Raw genomic sequence first — 16,821 nt, forward strand, 5'->3', positions numbered from 1 at the left:
TCTCTTTGAGAGGTATTTCCCCATAGCGGGCTCCGGCGGCAATAGAGATCCTATCGCCGTTTTTTGACCCAGTGATGGATGCATAGCTCTCCAGTTGAATAAAACGGGAGCTGAACGCCTAACATTTTTGCCCGGGAAACCTTGCGATTGGTCTCGGAGTGCGTTGCGGGCTTTTTTATGAGTGCGTACTTTGTGATTGGAAGAACACAGTGATTGCCCCCTGCTTGTTTCCCCACAGGATGTCCATCTTAAAGTCCACTTTTGGCCGATTTCTTCAATTTGGTCAGCGCCAGCGACTTAACAAAACTTAACCTTTTTTCAGGTCGACCCTGTGAACAATAAGTCAACGTCGGCGGGCGTTGGTCGACACGGTGAGAGAGGTCTCGTTATTAAAGGGTACTAATGGCTGGGCAATCGGAAGCTTGAGTAGTCTTCGCGTTCGATCTACTACAGAGGCAATCTCTGAAGTAAACAATTTTTGATCATTAGCCATCGAAGCCAATTGCGCCGCTCGGTCCTGTAGTGAACTCATCCATTGAGCCTTGGACTCTTCATTCGTAACTCTAGAAAACTGATATTCCGCAACCTCCGCATTGCCAGAAAGTCCGGCCGCTACGCCCGCATGAAAGTAGCCCCAAGGTGCATTGAGCGGATGGGCACATAGATGGTCCGCGCAAACCTTGATCGTGGGATATTTTAGGCGCAGTTTCAGCACTTCTTCCCTTGCACTCTGGGCTAGATATTTCGCATCCTCAGCAAACTGCTGCGCATTTGTGAACTCTTGAAATGGCTTCACTCTGTGGCCATCATCAAACGAAAAGTAGTCCTTTTCGAACCATAGCCAACACGCTCCTACATTCAGGTAGCTGCCGTGTGCTCCTGAGTGCGGCTGGAATTCCACCACGCCAACCCACCAACCATGATCATCCAGCCAGGTTCTGGACCTGCCTTTTTGTGAGCAGCCTATGGGGGCTAGCTCAAGCTTGGCGGCTTCGGATATGAGGCGACTATGCTCGGTAGGCTTCATGATCTGCGTTTCCTTGTAAATACATCATCAGCAAGTTGGTCAGCGAAAAAGACGACTTGGTATGAGTGAGGCCATGTAGTCTGTTTCGATCAGTCAGCTAAATGGAGCTTGGCCGAATCTCCGTTGCATTCTGAGTATCCGAAATCCTGAACTTTTTGGGTTTCCCCCTGAGCTGATCTCGGTTGGCAAGCAGCTGCCAACCGTCCGAAAACCGTTGTCTCGACTAACTGCCAGTGTCGCACCGTTGGGGCCGAGTAGGCCTCAGCACTTTTCTCGAGGCATAAAAAAACGGCTTACCTTTCGGTAAGCCGTTTTTAGTACTTGGTGGCTACACAGGGACTTGAACCCCGGACCCCAGCATTATGAATGCTATGCTCTAACCAACTGAGCTATGTAGCCAAGTGGCGCGCATTATTCGCGTAGAACGGGAATGCGTCAAGCACTTTTATTGAGATTTTTTCTACGCTTTCAACTGTTTAACGAAAAACCGGCTAAACGGCGACGGGCGGCAATGATCGATCCGTGAAGATCTAATGTGGGAGCGGGCTTGCCCGCGATGGCGGTGGGTCAGTTGGCAGGTGTGCTGGCAGACACGGCGCTATCGCGGGCAAGCCCGCTCCCACATTGGGTTTGCGGCGCGTTCCAGGCTGCGTTTCAGGCGCGGTCGAGGTGCAGCAATTAGTCTTTATATTCGAGGACGATAGTGCTTTGGTTCAGGTGGGGAAACGCAGAGCGAATTCGAAGCGCAGGCCAATTCAGTTGGGCAGATATCCCTGCCACCCAACAGTTGCCTCTCTGCGGCCTTACGGTTGTGACGGGGTGTGCGTGACGCGTTTCAGTTGTTCGCGTGCGCGCGACAGGCGTGAGCGAACGGTGCCGATCGGAATGTCCAGCACGTCGGCAGTGTCCTGGTAGCTGCCATCTGTTTCCAGCGAGGCATACAGCGTCTTGCGCATTTCTGCGGGCAAGTGGTCAATCGCGCTGAGGGTTTTCTCCAGCCGGCGGTTGACCTCGAATTCCCAATCCAGGTTTTTGTTGTCTTCCTGGCCGTGCCACAGCGATTCGTCGAATTCGCAGTGAATCGGTTTGGCGTACATGCGCCGGAAGTGGTTGCGGATCAGGTTCTGTGCGATGCCGCACATCCAGGTGCTGAGGGTGGCTTGGCCACCGAAACGCTCGCGGTTGCGCCAGGCCTCCAGGTAGGTGAGTTGCAGGATGTCATCCGCATCTTCGGGGTTGAGTACGCGTTTATGAATAAAACGTCGAAGTTTTTTCTGCTGTTCGTCCGTCAGTTGGAGCATGAATTGAGGCGAGCTGCCAACAAGGTGCGCTAAAGCTTCAATGGGGATATTCACGATGTTTTCCTCAGGGTAGACGCTGTCGAATGGGTTTCGACGAGAACCCCTTTTGCACCGGCTGTGCCAAGCGGAAAACTCGTGCAAGTAATTGAATTACATAAATATATATCTTGAAATAGAGTGTTTTTGCGCAGCTATTTGCAAAACCTTCGACGGTTCTGTGCGGGTATTTTCAAAACGCGCGATGGCGATAGTCCTGATGGAACCGTTCGCCAAACGCCTGCCACATAGGGACACAAACTTCCTGTCCCGGCACGCCCATGAAAGTCGAATCCAACCACGATCTGCACAAAATCCAGCGCCTGGAGCAGCCTGCCTCCGAGAAGGTCGCCCAGGTTCGCGCTCAGGTTGCCGCGCCGGGTCTGGATGAGCTCGCCAGCGCGTTCAGCCGGGAAGTGGCGTTCACCAGCAAAACCTTGAATCAACGCTCGATGGGGGTTCTGGTGACCCCGACCGAGCAGCTCGCGCAACTCTATGATCAGTTGGGTCATCCTGCGCAGGTGAGCCTGGCCTCCATCACTCAGCAAGCCCGGCAGGCGCTGAAAAAGCAGCCCAGCGTCGAAGATTTGTTGAAGCTCACGGGCGGCGATCCGGCGCGTACTTACGTGGTGCTGCGACAGATTACGGCGCAGGCGGAAGCCGAAATGCGCAAGACGGAAGCCGCGCTGGCGCGTGATGCGCTGGCCAGGCTGGAACTGCGCCACAAGCGCGAAATCCAGGCGGGCCTGAATATCGCCATGACGCTGCAAGCCGCCAGTGGTGACCCCCAGGAACGCCAGGCGGTACGCGCGCTGTATTACGCCAATGTGGTGGTGCGCCAATCGTTGTCGAGCATGATGCAGGCGCTGTTGGGCATGTACGGCGGCGATCGTTTCTCTGATGGGCTCAACGTCATGCGCCGGGCCCTGGCGGACGATGTGGCAGCCCTGGCCTCGTCCATCCCGACGGCCAAGTTGCGCACGCTGCTGCTGGGGCTGCAAAGCTGCGGTCAACTCGGGGGTGTTTTGTCGAGCTGCAATGGCTTGATCGAACGCTTGAAGGTCGAGCACGACGCGGTCGTGCTGTTGCAGCGCCTCTTGGGATACGCCGGCAACGGCATTGATACCTCCGAAGTGGAGCGGCTGGCCGCAGAGTTGCTCGGTGAGGAGGCGGCGAACCCGTTGGCGTCACTGAATGCGATTTACCCCGTGATCAAAAGCTTGCCGATGGCGCTGTGGCGCGATACCCGCGGGCGTCAGGAAGGCCTGCATAATTTTTTGCTGGTGATGGACGAATTCACCCTGCTGGAGAAAGGCCACGCCCGGTTTGGCAGTGAGTCGAGGGTGATCGCGTGACTGTCCTGGCGACCCTCAACCGCTGGCTGCTGTTGGCCGCCCAGCGCGCCGAAGTACTCGGTGCGGTGGTGGTGTTGGCCATTGTGTTTATTTTTATCGTGCCGTTGCCCACCTGGTTGGTGGACATCCTGATCGCGCTCAATATTTGTATTTCCTGCCTGTTGATTGTGCTGGCGCTGTACCTGCCTGGGCCGTTGGCGTTTTCTTCGTTCCCCTCGATTTTGCTGTTGACCACGATGTTTCGCCTGGCGCTGTCGATTGCCACCACGCGCCTCATTCTGCTGGAGCAGGACGCGGGCGATATCGTCGAGGCGTTCGGCAATTTTGTGGTGGGCGGCAACCTGGCGGTGGGGTTGGTGATCTTCATGATCCTGACGTTGGTGAACTTCCTGGTGATCACCAAGGGTTCCGAACGCGTCGCCGAGGTAGCGGCGCGCTTCAGCCTCGACGCGATGCCCGGCAAGCAGATGTCCATCGACAGCGACTTGCGCGCCGGGTTGATCGACGGCATCCAGGCGCGCGACAAGCGTGACCAGTTGTCCCGTGAGAGCCAGTTGTTCGGGGCCATGGACGGCGCCATGAAGTTCGTCAAAGGCGATGCCGTTGCCGGTTTGGTGATTGTGGTGATCAACCTGCTGGGCGGGTTTTCCACCGGTATGTTTCAGCATGGCATGAGCGCCGCCGACTCGATGGCGTTGTACTCGGTGCTGACCATTGGCGACGGTTTGATTGCGCAGATTCCGGCGCTGCTGATCTCCCTGACGGCCGGCATGATCATCACCCGCGTCGCGCCGGATGGGCGCAAAGGCGTCAGCAACATGGGCGCCGAAATTGCCCGGCAGATGACCAGCGAACCCAAGAGCTGGATGATTGCATCGGTGGGGATGCTCGCCTTTTCTGCGTTGCCCGGCATGCCCACCACGGTGTTCATCCTGATTGCAGCGATTACCGGTTCCCTGGGTTTTTACCTCATGCGCCAACGCCAGCGCGAGGAGCGCGCCAAGGAGGCGGAAACCATCGAGATGGCGCCGGAAGAAAACGGTTTCGTTGACTTGCGGGGGTTCGATCCGTCCCGGCCCTATCTCTTGCAGTTTCCTCCCTCGTTGCGCGGCACTGACGTGGTGGTGGAACTCATGCACGAGATCCGCAAGGCGCGTAACGGCATTGTCGCCAGAATCGGTTTGACGCTGCCGCCGTTTGAAGTCGAGTTCGACGCTTCGTTGGCCGACGACGAAATGCGTTTTTGCGTGCACGAAGTGCCGATGGTCAAAGCCACTCAGGGTCACCAGGTGGCCGTGGCGCGTTCGGCGCTCAAGGACCCGGCGCACGGTGTACCGGGCTTGCCCGAGCGTGAAGAGCAGGACTGGGTGTGGTTGCCCGTCGATGATCCACTGCTTGACGACCCGGACCTTGAGCGTTTCAGCGCATTGAGTCTGGTCGTTGAACGCATGACCCATTCGATGATGCTCAGCGGGCCGCAGTTTCTCGGCATCCAGGAGAGCAAATCGATCCTCGGTTGGCTGGAACACAACCAGTCGGAGCTGGTTCAGGAACTGCAACGCATCATGCCGCTCTCGCGCTTTTCGGCGGTGCTGCAGCGCCTGGCCAGTGAAGGTGTGCCGCTGCGTGCGGTGCGGCTGATTGTCGAGTCGTTGATTGAGTATGGCCAACACGAGCGTGAGCCCGATGCCTTGGCCGACTACGCGCGCATCGCCCTCAAGTCGCAGATCTTTCATCAGTACAGCGAGGCCGACGGCTTGCACGCCTGGCTGCTGGCGCCGCAGACCGAAAATATCCTGCGTGAGGCGCTGCGTCAGACCCAGACGGGCGTGTTCTTTGCGCTCGATAACGACAGCAGCGCGGCGCTGATCAGCTTGCTCAACCAGGCCTTTACCCTGCGCGCAAAGACCAAAAGCGTGATGTTGGTTGCCCAGGATCTGCGCAGCCCCTTGCGTACCTTGTTGCTCGAAGAATTCAACCATGTGCCGGTGCTGTCATTTGCCGAGTTGGGCAACACCTCCAAGGTCAAAGTGCTCGGCCGTTTTGACCTCAGTCAGGACGAGCTGATGCGCGGGGCGGTGGCATGAGTCAGTCCCTGTGGCATGCGCGAGGGTGGGCTCGATGATGTATGAGCTACGGGTATTGAGTGGTTTGCATCAAGGCGCCGCGCTGCCGTTGTTCGGTGAACAATGGAGTATCGGTGCCCATGCCGATGCCGACCTTTTGCTCAACGACGGCGGAATTGCCGAGCACCATGCGCGGCTGCGGCTCCTGCATGGGTGCTGGTCGGTCCAGGCCGAGGCGGGGCTGATTCAGGGCGCGGATGGCCTGATCCTGGCGCAGATCACCGACCTGGCGCTCAACACGGTTTTTTCGATTGGCGCCGTGCGCCTGTGCGTCACGCTGGCCGACCATCCCTGGCCCCAGGCGCCAGCGCCGCAACCGGCACCGTCAGCCCCCGATAACGCGGCACCTCTGGCGTTGACGCTGTCATCCATTTCGCCCACGCGGCAAAAGCACCTGATCAGCCTGGTGCTGGTGTGCGCGGTGATCATCGTGGCGTTGGGCGTCGCCTCCACGGGCGAGCGCGAAGCGCAGGCGTCACTGATGCCGGCGGCGGACCAGAAACGCGAGTTGGGCTCGCCCTTCGAGGTGCGCCAGCAACTGCTGAAAATGCTCAGTGAGCGTGAGTTGGGCCAGCGCGTCAGCTTGCTGGTGATCAACGGCCAGATCGTGCTGGACGGCGAAGTGCCCCAGGACGACGTCGAGTTGGTGACGCGCATGCTCAGCCGCTTCGGCGAGCAGTTTGAAACGGTGGTGCCGGTGCTCAGCCGTGTGCGGGTCAGCGACGGCACGCTGCCCTTCAAGATTTCGCAGATCGTCGGCGGACCGAATGGCCACGTGGTCCTCGAGACCGGCGATCGGCTGTTTGTCGGTGATGAAGTAGACGGCTTGCGCTTGCTGCAGATCGACAACAACAAGGTGGTCTTCGATGGGGCACAACGGTATGAGGTGCGCTGGTGAACGATAACCTGCAAGAACGCCTGCAAGCCTGGCAGCAGCAACAGTCACTGGCATTGACGCGTTTTGCGCCGATTACCCAGCGCGGCCGCATTCAGCGCGTCAGCGGCATGCTGCTGCAATGCCGGTTGCCCGAGGCGCGTATTGGCGATTTGTGCCGGGTCGAGAAATCCCCTGGCGACAGCATGCTCGCCGAAATCATTGGTTTCGATCAGCAGGATGCGCTGCTCAGTGCCTTGGGCAACCTGGAAGGCGTACGCGTGGGCGCCAGCGTGGAGCGCCTCGGCGTACCGCATCGGGTGAGGGTCGGTGATGACCTGTTGGGCCAGGTGTTGGATGGTTTTGGCCGGCCGATTGCGGGCGATGGCCCCAGTGCGTTTGTCGAGACCGACAGCGCTGACGCCAGCCCGGTGTTATGCGAGGCGCCGTTGCCCACGGAGCGCCCACGGATCAACCGCGCACTGGCTACCGGCGTGCGCTCGATCGATGGCCTGCTCACCTTGGGCGAGGGCCAGCGTGTCGGCCTGTTTGCGGGCGCCGGGTGCGGCAAGACGACCTTGCTCGCAGAGATCGCGCGTAACGTTGAGTGCGATGTGATTGTGTTCGGCCTCATCGGCGAGCGGGGCCGTGAGCTACGTGAGTTTCTCGACCACGAGCTGGACGATCAGTTGCGCGCCAAAGCCGTGTTGGTCTGCGCCACCTCCGACCGTTCCAGCATGGAGCGCGCCCGAGCGGCCTTTACCGCGACGGCGCTGGCCGAGGGGTTTCGGCGCAAGGGCAAACGGGTACTGCTGCTGATCGACTCGCTGACGCGTTTTGCCCGGGCCCAGCGCGAAATCGGCCTGGCCGCCGGCGAACCTCTGGGCCGCGGTGGTTTGCCACCGTCGGTCTACAGCCTGTTACCGCGTCTGGTGGAACGTGCCGGGCTGACCCGTGACGGCGTGATCACCGCGATCTACACCGTGCTGATCGAACAGGACTCCATGAATGACCCGGTGGCGGATGAAGTTCGTTCGTTGCTCGACGGTCATATCGTGCTGTCACGCAAGCTGGCCGAGCGTGGCCATTACCCGGCCGTTGATGTGTTGGCCAGCCTCTCCCGCATATTGAGCAACGTTGCCGAGCCCGGGCATATCAGCGCCGGCACGGGGTTGCGGCGGTTGTTGTCGGCCTACCAGCAGATTGAACTGATGCTCAAGTTGGGCGAGTACCAGCCGGGCAGCGATGCCTTGACCGACATGGCCGTGGACAGCCGCCAGGCGGTCGATGGTTTTTTGCGCCAGGACTTGCGCGAGCCGACACCCATCGAGACCACCCTGCAGCAACTGACGGAGCTGACGGCGTATGTCCCATTCTGATCTGCAACTCGACGAGATCGAGACCCTGCGCCGCCTGCGCAGGCACCGCGCTGACCGCGCCGAGCGTGCATTGCGTGAGGCAAAACGAACCCAGCAAGCCTTGCTCGCCAGTATCCGGCAGGCGCAGGACACGCTTGAACAAACCCGGCGGGATGAAGCCGAGCAAAGCGCGCAATTGCTCAACGAACACCAGGGCCAGGTACTGACCTTTAAAGCGCTGAAATCCTGGAGTGCGCAGGAGCAGACGTTGTCTGCCAGCACCCAGCGCGAAGAAGGCCAATTGCATGAGCTGCAAGACCGGCGAGAACAGCAGGAAATTGAAATTGGCAGTGCCCAGAAGCAGGTGACCCTGTGCCTGCGTCAAGTCGAAAAACTCCATGAATTATCCAATCTGCTGGCTCAGGAGCCGACATGACAAAGGTCTCCACCCGTTCGCCCAAACGCCTGCGCTCCCGCGATGCCAAGGATGACTCCGAGTCGCAAATGCTGGCCGCAGTGCCCTGGGAGCAAAGACGGCTGTTCTCCCAACTGTTCGACGACCGTGGGGGCGGCAGCGGCCACGGGGCAACCCTTGCACGACGCAAACCCTCAGCCGATGCCCTGATGGTCGAGGCATTGACCGAACAGCTGGCGCCACGGGTGCTGGGCGCATCGCAGTGGCCGCTGGTCGCGGTGTTGTATTTGCCTCGGCTGGGGCGGATTAACGCCTCTGTTCGTCGCGAGAGCGGGGCGTGGAACGTCGAGCTTGCAGCGGAGGAGGAGTCCACCGCGCGCTGGCTCAGTGGTGTGCGCCAACGCTGCCAGGAGGGCCTCGCGCAGAGCTTGCGCATGCCGGTCAATTTAAGCGTCGCCAGCACGGGCCCGGCATGATGGTTTCCCTGTTGAATTTTCCTTGTGTCAAGGGCGATGCGGTGGCCGCACGGCGCCGGTTGGGGCGTGGCTTGCGCCTGCCGTTTGAGGTCGCGCAGCAAACGGGTGAGCTGTTGCTTGAGCCGGGGCGTGCCCCGGTGGGCGCGAAGCCGTTGTGCTTCGAGACCGCGTGCGGCGTGTTGGCGTTCGGCGAGCCGGGGCCGCTGTTCAGCCTGCTCGGCGAGTGCCCGGTGACGCTTGCCCAGTCCGGTAACGATCCGGACTCCTGGTTCTGGGAGTTGTTCCAGCATCACCTCAGTACTCAGATACGCGCGCTGTTGGGCTACGTGCGATTGCGCACGACCGATCGGCCTTCGGACTTCGGTTGCAGCCTGTCAGTGACCCTGGGCGCGTCCAGGGTCGTGGGCTATTTGTGGCTGGCGCCCGAGAGCTTTCTCGCCTTGTGCGAGGCGGGCCCGTGGGTGCCCATCGCCGAACCCTTACCGGCGCAGTTTCAGGTGGCGATTGCCGTCACGCTTGGCCACTCACAGCTGCCCATCAAGCAGGTGAGCCACCTGCGGGTGGGCGATGTGCTGATGCTCGAGCAGAGTTTTTTTCAAGCCCGTGGCGATGGTTATGTACAGGCCGGCAGGCAGCGCCTGCATGGGCAAATTGATGATGAATCCGGGCCTTTGAGCCTGACCCTTGTTTCTATCGAGGACACGTTTGTGGAAGAGGATTTTGCAGCACCGCACTACCTTGGGCAGGCGGACGATGAGCCCGTGGAGGATGTGTTCGGCCACGAGCCGTTCGATGAATTGAGCATGGCGCTGACGGTGCGTTGCGGGACGCTCAACCTCACACTCGGCGAGCTGCGCAACCTGGCACCGGGTGCGGTGCTGGGCATTTCCGGGTACGGCCCAGGCATGGCGGGTTTGTATTACGGCGATCGGGCCATCGGCCAGGGGCAACTGGTGGACGTCGACGGACGACTGGGCCTGCAGTTAACCCGCGTGATGTTTTCCCGATGAGTTTTCAGGGGGTAGATCCCCTCGTTCTAGCAGTGTTTCTGGCGGCGTTATCGTTGATGCCGATGCTGCTGATCGTGTGCACGGCATTTTTGAAGATCGTGGTTGTGCTGATGATTACGCGCAACGCCATCGGTGTGCAGCAAGTGCCGCCGAGCATGGCCATCAACGGCATCGCCCTGGCAGCGACGCTGTTTATCATGGCGCCGGTGGGGTATGAAATCGCCGAGGTGGTCAAGGTCACGCCGCTGAACCTTGCCAACGTGCAGACGCTCCAGCAAACCGGGCTCGAGGCGATCAAGCCATTGCGGGCCTTCATGGTGCGCAACATCGACCCGGATGTCCTCACCCATTTGCTGGAAAACACCGCGCGCATGTGGCCGCCGCAGATGGCACAGGACGTACAGCGCGAAGACCTGATCCTGCTGATTCCGGCGTTTGTACTGTCGCAGTTGCAGGCGGGGTTCGAGATCGGCTTTCTGATCTATATCCCCTTCATCGTGATCGACCTGATTGTGTCCAACCTGCTCCTGGCGCTGGGCATGCAAATGGTCTCGCCCATGACCATTTCCCTGCCGCTCAAATTGCTGTTGTTCGTGATGGTCTCCGGATGGTCGCGGCTACTCGACAGCTTGTTCCTTTCTTATCTCTGAGCCTTCTATGGAACCGATCGTGCTGTTCAAGCAGGGCATGTTGCTGGTGGTCGTACTCTCGGCGCCGCCGCTGATTGTGGCGGTGATCGTCGGCGTACTGACGTCGCTGGTGCAGGCCCTGATGCAGATCCAGGACCAGACCTTGCCGTTTGGCATCAAGCTGGTGGCGGTGGGGATCACCCTCGCGGTGACGGGGCGCTGGATCGGCGTGGAGCTTATCCAGCTGATCAACCTGACCTTCGACATGATCGCCCGCTCTGCACTGAACTGAGGGCCTGCCTGTGTTGCTTTATCTTGAGTTCCTGCCCAGCCTGCTGATTGGCATGGCGCGGATCTACCCCTGCGCGTTTCTGGTGGCGGCGTTCTGTTTTCAGCATATTCGCGGTATGCCCCGGCACACGATTGTGATGGTCATGGCGCTGATCCCTGCGCCAGGCATCAACGCGCTGCTGGCGGGCACTGACCTCTCGGCGCTGATGCTGGCCGCGCTGGTGCTCAAAGAAGCGGCGCTGGGGTTTCTTCTAGGCACATTGCTGTCGATGCCGTTCTGGATGTTCGAGGCGGTGGGGGCGCTGCTGGATAACCAGCGTGGCGCGCTGGCCGGTGGCCAACTCAACCCCTCGCTCGGGCCTGACGCCACGCCAATCGGGCACCTGTTCAAGCAACTGGCAATTTACCTGTTAATGGTCAGCCTGGGCCTGGGAGCGTTGACCCAGGTGATCTGGGACAGCTACCAGATCTGGCCGCCGACTGCCTGGTTTCCGGTGGTGGGGGCCAATGGTTTCAGCACCTTTGTGGCATTGCTCAGCGATACCTTCATGCACATGATGCTCTACGCGGCGCCCTTTATCGCGGTGTTGCTGTTGCTGGAGTTCGGTATCGCCTTGCTGGGCCTCTACAGCCCGCAGTTGCAGGTGAGCACACTGGCACCGCCGGTGAAATGCCTGGCGGGCATCGGCATTTTGATTCTGTATTTTGCCTTGCTGCAGGACTTGATCGTCGGGCGCATGGTGCTGTTGGGTGACCTCAAACATTCCCTTGGCTTGATGTTCAAGGTGTCGGCGCCATGAGTGATTCGGGAGAAAAGAAACACCCGGCCAGTGCGAAAAAACTGCGCGATCAACGCAAGAAAGGCCAGGTTGCGCAAAGCCAGGACGTCGGCAAATTGCTGGTGTTGACCGCCATCAGTGAAATCGCGCTGTTCACGGCCGAAACCAGCCTGCAACGCTTTCAGCAATTGATGCTGTTACCGCTGTCGCGCTTCGGCCAGCCCTTTGCGCGCGCCCTGGAAGAAGTGCTGACGGACGCCTTGCTGATTTTCTTCTCGTTCGCGCTGTTGATGGTCGGGGTAGCGATTACGGTGAAGCTGATCAGCAGCTGGATGCAGTTCGGTCTGCTGTTCGCACCGGAGACTCTGAAACTGGATTTCAAGCGTCTCAACCCGCTCAATCAAGCCAAGCAAATGTTCTCGCCGCAGTCGCTGATGAACTTGCTGATGGGCATCGTCAAAGCCTCGCTCCTGGGTTTGATTTTGTACGTGGTTATCGGCCCGTCACTGAACGCGTTGATCAACCTGGCCAACAGCGATCTGCAAAGCTACATCCTGGCGCTGATCGCCGTGTTTCGTCATTTGCTGCATGCCTGCCTTGGGCTATTGCTGGTGCTGGCGCTGATTGACCTGACCTTGCAGAAGTATTTCTTCGCCAAGCGCATGCGCATGACCCAGGTTGAGGTGGTCAAGGAATACAAGGACATGGAAGGCGACCCACACGTCAAAGGCCAGCGCCGCCAGCTTGCGCAGCAATTGGCCCAGGAAGAACCGAAGGTCAAGTTGCCCAAGCTCGAGGAGGCCGACATGCTGGTGGTCAACCCGACGCACTTTGCCGTCGCCTTGTATTACCGACCGGGGAAAACCCCGCTGCCGCTGCTGGTGGAAAAGGGTACCGATGCCGACGCGCGAAAACTCATCGCGCGCGCGAAGGCCGCCGATGTCCCGGTCATCCAGTGCGTGTGGTTGGCGCGTACGATCTACGAGAAAAAGTTGGGCGCGAGCATCCCTCGCGAGACGTTGCAGGCCGTAGCGTTTATCTACCGCACCTTGCGCGAGCTGGACGATGACGCCAAGCGTGAAACCCTTGAACTGCCTGAGCTTGAGCAACGCTGATCAACGAACCAGGCGGCCATCCAGGGCATCAAGGTTGGCCAGCGACAGCAGTCGGCTGAGCGTTGGTTCGAGGGCTGTGCGCGCCTCGGGCAGTGCCTGCCAGATCACCAGTGCGCCACGCGCATCGAGGTAAATAAAGCAGCCGTCGAACGCGACGGCCTGCTCAAAACGGCGTTCCAGTACGCGCTGCAATTGCCCGGCCTGCAGGGCTTCGCGGGCAACCATCAGGCTCAGCCCCGGGCGGGTGCCTGCCTTCATTGCGCACAGTTTGATTCCCTGGCAAAGCGGCAGGTGAACGGCATCGCCGTTCACCAGAGCGTCCAGAAACGCCTGGCGATTAGAGGTATCGCCAGGCAAACCGGGGGTGCTCATCGCTCCAGCGACACCGTTTGATAGTCCGAGCGCTCGCCGGACGGGCCAGTGTCGACGCGCATGTGTGGCGGCCACCAGACCACCAGTTTGTCACTGCTCGATTGCGGGCGTGAACAGGAGTCGCCTTTGCAGGTGGGCGTACAACCGGCGAGGAGCAGCGCGGCACCGATCAGGCTGGCGCACAACAATGTGTGTTTCATGGTCGGGTCTTCTGGGTTGGGGTGAGGAGGGAAGGGCGCGATACACCGATGTGTTCATCCTTCACGACCGGGCGCATGGCGATAAACACTTCTGCTTCCTCGCCGGGTTTGAGCCAGGCACGCGGCCAGACGCTGACGGCCAGGGTCTGCGAATTGCTGCATTCCTTTTCATCAATGCGTACGTTGCGTTTGATCTGATTGCGCACCACCACCACCGCCACGTTGAACTGGGGGCCTGTGTACCACTGGCTGCGTTCGGGGTTGAGTGCCAATACGTCGCGGGTGCTGCACAAGGTGTCCAGCCCCAGGGGCATCGGTCCCGCCTCGAAGCCTTTGGGCACTTGCCCGCTGACGAGGTGAGCCAGGGTACCGGTGATATCGCTGCGCTTGATTTCAGGCTGGTGAGGGGCGAGGCGGCGCGCCAATGGTTTGAGCGCGGCCTGCAGTTCGGCCTGGTCTTCCTGGGGCAAATAACGTGACGGGTCGGCCTGATCGCCGATCACCCGTGGCGTGAGGATGAACAGACGTTCGCGGCGGTTGTTCTGCCGTTCAGTCGAGGAAAACAACGCCTTGCCCAGCAGTGGAATATCCCCCAGCAGCGGCACCTTGCTTTGCTTGTCTCGGTTGTTTGTCACGTGAAACCCACCGACCACCAACGAGCGTTTTTCTGCCATGACTGCCTGGGTGCTCACCTTGCCGCGGCGCACATCAAGGCCGTCGAGCGTGGGGTTGGATTCATCGAAATTGCCGTCTTCAATGTCCACCACCAAGTGAATCTGATGGCTGCCCCGGCTGGTGATAACCCTTGGCACCACCTGAAAGCTGGTACCGACGGTGACGGGCAAAATGGTCGCGTTTTCAACGCCGGCCTTGAGGAACTGGGTGCGGTTGAAGTCGATCACCGCCGGCTGGTTCTCCAGGGTCAGCACCGACGGGTTGGAGACCATGGTCGCCAGGCCTTTGGCTTCGAGGGCGCGTACATCGGCGAAGAAGCGATCGCGACTTTCGATGGCCAGCTGTGAGGTGGTGCCGGGTGCCACGTTGGCGCCGCCGCGGAACCGACTGTTTTGAAACCCCCAGTTGACCCCGAATTCACGCAACTGTGTGCGCTCGATATCCAGGATGATTGCGTCGATCTCCACCAGCTTGCGCGCGACGTCGAGCTGAGTGATCAGCTCGCGGTACATCGCGTGGCGCTCCGGCAAGTCGTAGATCAGGATTGCGTTGTTGCGCACATCCGCCTCGACCCGGATTCGACTGGCACCCCGCGCCGCGCGTGGGGTGAGCGCGGCACCGGTTGCCAGCTCTCCTGAGTTTGTAGAGCTGCCGAGCATTTGTTCCAGCAACGGGTTACCCAGCCGAGGGAAATTCGGCATTACCAGTGCTGTTGGTGACGGGGCGTTGGGCGCTTTGCTCGCGGTTGAAAGCGCGGAGGCTGTACGCGGCTCAAGTAACCCGCGCAGCATGCTGGCGATGCCCGGGATAGTCAGCTTCTCGCCGCGATAATCCACAATGCGGTCGGCCGCGTTGGCGAACTTCAGCGGGTAGCTCAGCACGCTCTGTTTTTCATCCGGGGAGCGGCGCTGACTGCTGAACTGCTTGATCTGCTCGATGTAACGTTTGGGGCCTGAGACCAGCACCACGCCATCTTCAGCCAGTTCGCCCCACCCGAACCGACTGTCGAGCAGGCCGATATCGGTCAGTGCCTGCTTGAGGTCGGAGATGGTCTCGGAGGAGACTTCCAGGCGCGCCGACTCTTGCAGGTCCAGGGTGCTGATATAGAGCGTGTTGTTGTACAAATACCATTGGAAACGGTGCTCAACGGCAAGCCTGTCGAGCAGTGACTGAGGGGTATTGGCGCGTATTTTTCCGTTGACGATGCCTTCGAGCAGGCCGTCGACTTGCAGCTGTATGCCAAAGGTCTGGGCAAAATCTTCCAGCACCTCTCGCAAGGGTTTGTGCTCGGCCTCATACGCATAGGCGGTGTTTTTCCATTCAGACGGAATGGCCGCCAGGCTGCTTTCCAGGGGCAGCAGCAACCAGGGCAATAGCATCAGGCTGCGCCATTGAGCCGGTTTGGGCGGGCAGGCAGGCGAGTGAGCGCGCAAACGCGTGCGTTTGTGGGGCGTGTTGTCCATGGAGAGTTCTCGGGTTAGAGCGCCAGCGAGCGTAGCGCCGAAGAAGGAGTGGGAGGCACGGGCCGCGCTTGGCGAGTGACCATCGCGCGCCAGGCATCACGTTGGTTGAGCAGGCTTTCGAGGCAACCCAGAATCTGCTCCTCGTTCGCCTCATCCTGCAGGCACTGAACCAGCCAGAGCGCGCCACGGTCCGGCGCTTGCGAGAGCGCTCCCTGAAAGCGGCCAAGGCTGTATTCACCCGGCCGCATCCAGGTTTCCAGCTGAGCGTTGCCGGGCCGCGAGAGCGTCAGTTGAACACTCAATTTCAGGGCGCCCGATTCGCGCTGCAGGGTGATGGCGTGGTTGTCTTCAAACAGCGTGAGCGGGTCTTCACGGGCATGCACCCAGTTGGCAATCAGGGCGTTCAACTTTGCGCGCCGTCGATGGCCGCTTTCAGCAACATGTGCCTGGCGCGGACCTGTTCGTGGAAGGCGTATTTGGCGTTGCGTTGCAGCATGCTCATTTCGAACAGGTCGACGTCGGCGTCGTCTGCATCGGTTTCCTGCATGGCCGTTTCGGTCCGATTTTTTTCAATATCGGCGCGTCTCAACAGTTGGTTTTTCAGGTTCCCGTAGAATTCCATACACTTTTACTCTTGATGTGTATGGGCTATGTGGCGTGTCAATCGCCACCAGTTCCATCGTGAGTCAGCCGGGTTAAACATTTGCAAGCGGGTTACGTCGCTGAAAACGGGTCCTCGCGCACCAGCAGGATTTTGCGCATCGAAGCCCAGTCAATACGGAAGTCGCCTTCGGTTGTTTCCAGTACCAGCGACTGAGGTTTAACCGCGTCGTCGGCGCGTAGCACCCAGAGTGTGATGTCCAGCAGGGCGAGGCATTGCTCCAGGCTGGCAAGCTCGGAAGGATGGCAAAGGAGCGTTGCGCTGACGGTCGGCAGCTGCGCGGCCATCAGGCGTTTGATCAGGGCGGTGAGGCGTTGCGTCGGCGGGATGTCTTCAAGCAGGCAGCACAGAGCCTGGTCGGCAATCGAGGTGGCGTATCGCTCCAGGTTGTCGCACATCATTTGGCGCTGATGTGCCCACTGTTCAAGCTGCGCGTTGGCCTGTTGCCAGAATGCCTGGTTCGCGTGCTCAAGCAGCACCTCGCACTGTGCCGCCGCCTCGCTCAGCAACTGATCAGCCTTGGCGTGCGCACGCTCCAGCAGTTGGCTGGCTTGCGCGCTCTCCTTGAGCATCTCTTGGGTAATCAAGACGGTTGCCTGGCCTGTAGAGCCACTGTGTAAGTCAATCTTGCGTCGGCATAGCATCGGGGGCAGCTCTA

General features: G+C 59.9%; 19 protein-coding genes and 1 tRNA gene. 11 read left to right on the forward strand and 9 right to left on the reverse strand.

Annotation, left to right across the window (positions count from 1 at the left end; all coding sequences use genetic code 11):
- Nucleotides 1-343: 343 nt before the first annotated feature.
- The 3 genes from ACP7A2_RS18975 to ACP7A2_RS18985 all read right to left on the reverse strand — a co-directional run bounded on the left by ACP7A2_RS18975 (nt 344) and on the right by ACP7A2_RS18985 (nt 2,382).
- Nucleotides 344-1,027 carry a hypothetical protein gene (locus tag ACP7A2_RS18975; protein ID WP_426135437.1) on the reverse strand — a complete coding sequence of 228 codons (684 nt, stop codon included), beginning with the start codon at nt 1,025-1,027 and terminating at the stop codon, nt 344-346.
- Nucleotides 1,028-1,349: 322 nt separating this feature from the next.
- Nucleotides 1,350-1,426 (reverse strand) — tRNA-Met (locus tag ACP7A2_RS18980).
- Between the two features lie 404 nt (nt 1,427-1,830).
- Nucleotides 1,831-2,382: an RNA polymerase sigma factor gene (locus ACP7A2_RS18985; protein ID WP_348058747.1), complete on the reverse strand. Its 552-nt coding sequence runs from the start codon at nt 2,380-2,382 to the stop codon at nt 1,831-1,833.
- 263 nt (nt 2,383-2,645) lie between these two features.
- On the opposite strand from ACP7A2_RS18985, the gene sctW reads away from it, so the two are divergent.
- From sctW to sctU, 11 genes are read left to right on the forward strand one after another with little or no spacing between them, the layout of a single operon-like run.
- Complete coding sequence (gene sctW / locus ACP7A2_RS18990) at nt 2,646-3,719, forward strand: type III secretion system gatekeeper subunit SctW (protein WP_426135438.1); 1,074 nt, start codon at nt 2,646-2,648, stop codon at nt 3,717-3,719.
- Nucleotides 3,716-5,806 carry a type III secretion system export apparatus subunit SctV gene (sctV, locus tag ACP7A2_RS18995; RefSeq protein WP_426135439.1) on the forward strand — a complete coding sequence of 697 codons (2,091 nt, stop codon included), beginning with the start codon at nt 3,716-3,718 and terminating at the stop codon, nt 5,804-5,806. Before sctW ends, sctV begins: the two co-directional genes overlap by 4 nt.
- A gap of 37 nt (nt 5,807-5,843) precedes the next feature.
- Nucleotides 5,844-6,743 carry an FHA domain-containing protein gene (locus ACP7A2_RS19000; protein ID WP_426135484.1) on the forward strand — a complete coding sequence of 300 codons (900 nt, stop codon included), beginning with the start codon at nt 5,844-5,846 and terminating at the stop codon, nt 6,741-6,743.
- Nucleotides 6,740-8,098 (forward strand): FliI/YscN family ATPase, encoded by a 1,359-nt coding sequence (locus ACP7A2_RS19005; RefSeq protein WP_426135440.1) that lies wholly within the window; start codon nt 6,740-6,742, stop codon nt 8,096-8,098. Before ACP7A2_RS19000 ends, ACP7A2_RS19005 begins: the two co-directional genes overlap by 4 nt.
- Nucleotides 8,085-8,513: a type III secretion system stalk subunit SctO gene (sctO, locus tag ACP7A2_RS19010; protein WP_426135441.1), complete on the forward strand. Its 429-nt coding sequence runs from the start codon at nt 8,085-8,087 to the stop codon at nt 8,511-8,513. The genes ACP7A2_RS19005 and sctO overlap by 14 nt, the downstream gene beginning before the upstream one ends.
- A complete protein-coding gene (locus ACP7A2_RS19015) occupies nt 8,510-8,968 on the forward strand; it encodes a type III secretion system HrpP C-terminal domain-containing protein (protein WP_426135442.1) in 459 nt (152 codons plus the stop codon). The genes sctO and ACP7A2_RS19015 overlap by 4 nt, the downstream gene beginning before the upstream one ends.
- Entirely contained in the window at nt 8,965-9,978 is a 1,014-nt protein-coding gene (locus ACP7A2_RS19020) for a FliM/FliN family flagellar motor switch protein (RefSeq protein WP_426135443.1), read from the forward strand. The genes ACP7A2_RS19015 and ACP7A2_RS19020 overlap by 4 nt, the downstream gene beginning before the upstream one ends.
- Complete coding sequence (gene sctR / locus ACP7A2_RS19025; RefSeq protein WP_426135444.1) at nt 9,975-10,628, forward strand: type III secretion system export apparatus subunit SctR; 654 nt, start codon at nt 9,975-9,977, stop codon at nt 10,626-10,628. Before ACP7A2_RS19020 ends, sctR begins: the two co-directional genes overlap by 4 nt.
- A gap of 7 nt (nt 10,629-10,635) precedes the next feature.
- Complete coding sequence (gene sctS, locus ACP7A2_RS19030) at nt 10,636-10,899, forward strand: type III secretion system export apparatus subunit SctS (RefSeq protein WP_348058731.1); 264 nt, start codon at nt 10,636-10,638, stop codon at nt 10,897-10,899.
- Nucleotides 10,900-10,909: 10 nt separating this feature from the next.
- A complete protein-coding gene (sctT, locus tag ACP7A2_RS19035; protein ID WP_426135445.1) occupies nt 10,910-11,698 on the forward strand; it encodes a type III secretion system export apparatus subunit SctT in 789 nt (262 codons plus the stop codon).
- Nucleotides 11,695-12,792: a type III secretion system export apparatus subunit SctU gene (gene sctU, locus ACP7A2_RS19040; RefSeq protein ID WP_426135446.1), complete on the forward strand. Its 1,098-nt coding sequence runs from the start codon at nt 11,695-11,697 to the stop codon at nt 12,790-12,792. The genes sctT and sctU overlap by 4 nt, the downstream gene beginning before the upstream one ends.
- On the opposite strand, the gene ACP7A2_RS19045 is transcribed toward sctU, so the two are convergent.
- The 6 genes from ACP7A2_RS19045 to sctL form a co-directional block, all read right to left on the reverse strand.
- Nucleotides 12,793-13,164 carry a transcriptional regulator gene (locus ACP7A2_RS19045; RefSeq protein ID WP_426135447.1) on the reverse strand — a complete coding sequence of 124 codons (372 nt, stop codon included), beginning with the start codon at nt 13,162-13,164 and terminating at the stop codon, nt 12,793-12,795.
- Nucleotides 13,161-13,364, reverse strand: coding sequence for an HrpT family type III secretion system protein (gene hrpT, locus ACP7A2_RS19050; RefSeq protein ID WP_426135448.1), 204 nt, complete (start codon nt 13,362-13,364; stop codon nt 13,161-13,163). Before hrpT ends, ACP7A2_RS19045 begins: the two co-directional genes overlap by 4 nt.
- Nucleotides 13,361-15,502 carry a type III secretion system outer membrane ring subunit SctC gene (sctC, locus tag ACP7A2_RS19055; RefSeq protein WP_426135449.1) on the reverse strand — a complete coding sequence of 714 codons (2,142 nt, stop codon included), beginning with the start codon at nt 15,500-15,502 and terminating at the stop codon, nt 13,361-13,363. The genes hrpT and sctC overlap by 4 nt, the downstream gene beginning before the upstream one ends.
- Before the next feature lie 14 nt (nt 15,503-15,516).
- Entirely contained in the window at nt 15,517-15,909 is a 393-nt protein-coding gene (locus ACP7A2_RS19060; RefSeq protein ID WP_426135450.1) for a type III secretion protein, read from the reverse strand.
- Complete coding sequence (locus ACP7A2_RS19065; RefSeq protein ID WP_348058717.1) at nt 15,906-16,124, reverse strand: hypothetical protein; 219 nt, start codon at nt 16,122-16,124, stop codon at nt 15,906-15,908. Before ACP7A2_RS19065 ends, ACP7A2_RS19060 begins: the two co-directional genes overlap by 4 nt.
- 92 nt (nt 16,125-16,216) lie before the next feature.
- The gene (gene sctL / locus ACP7A2_RS19070; RefSeq protein WP_426135451.1) at nt 16,217-16,807 is read right to left on the reverse strand and encodes a type III secretion system stator protein SctL; all 591 of its coding nucleotides are present in this window, start codon (nt 16,805-16,807) and stop codon (nt 16,217-16,219) included.
- Nucleotides 16,808-16,821 lie beyond the last annotated feature (14 nt).

The sequence above is a fragment of the Pseudomonas sp. PWP3-1b2 genome (assembly GCF_049896045.1).
Taxonomy (GTDB): Bacteria; Pseudomonadota; Gammaproteobacteria; order Pseudomonadales; family Pseudomonadaceae; genus Aquipseudomonas; species Aquipseudomonas antarctica_B.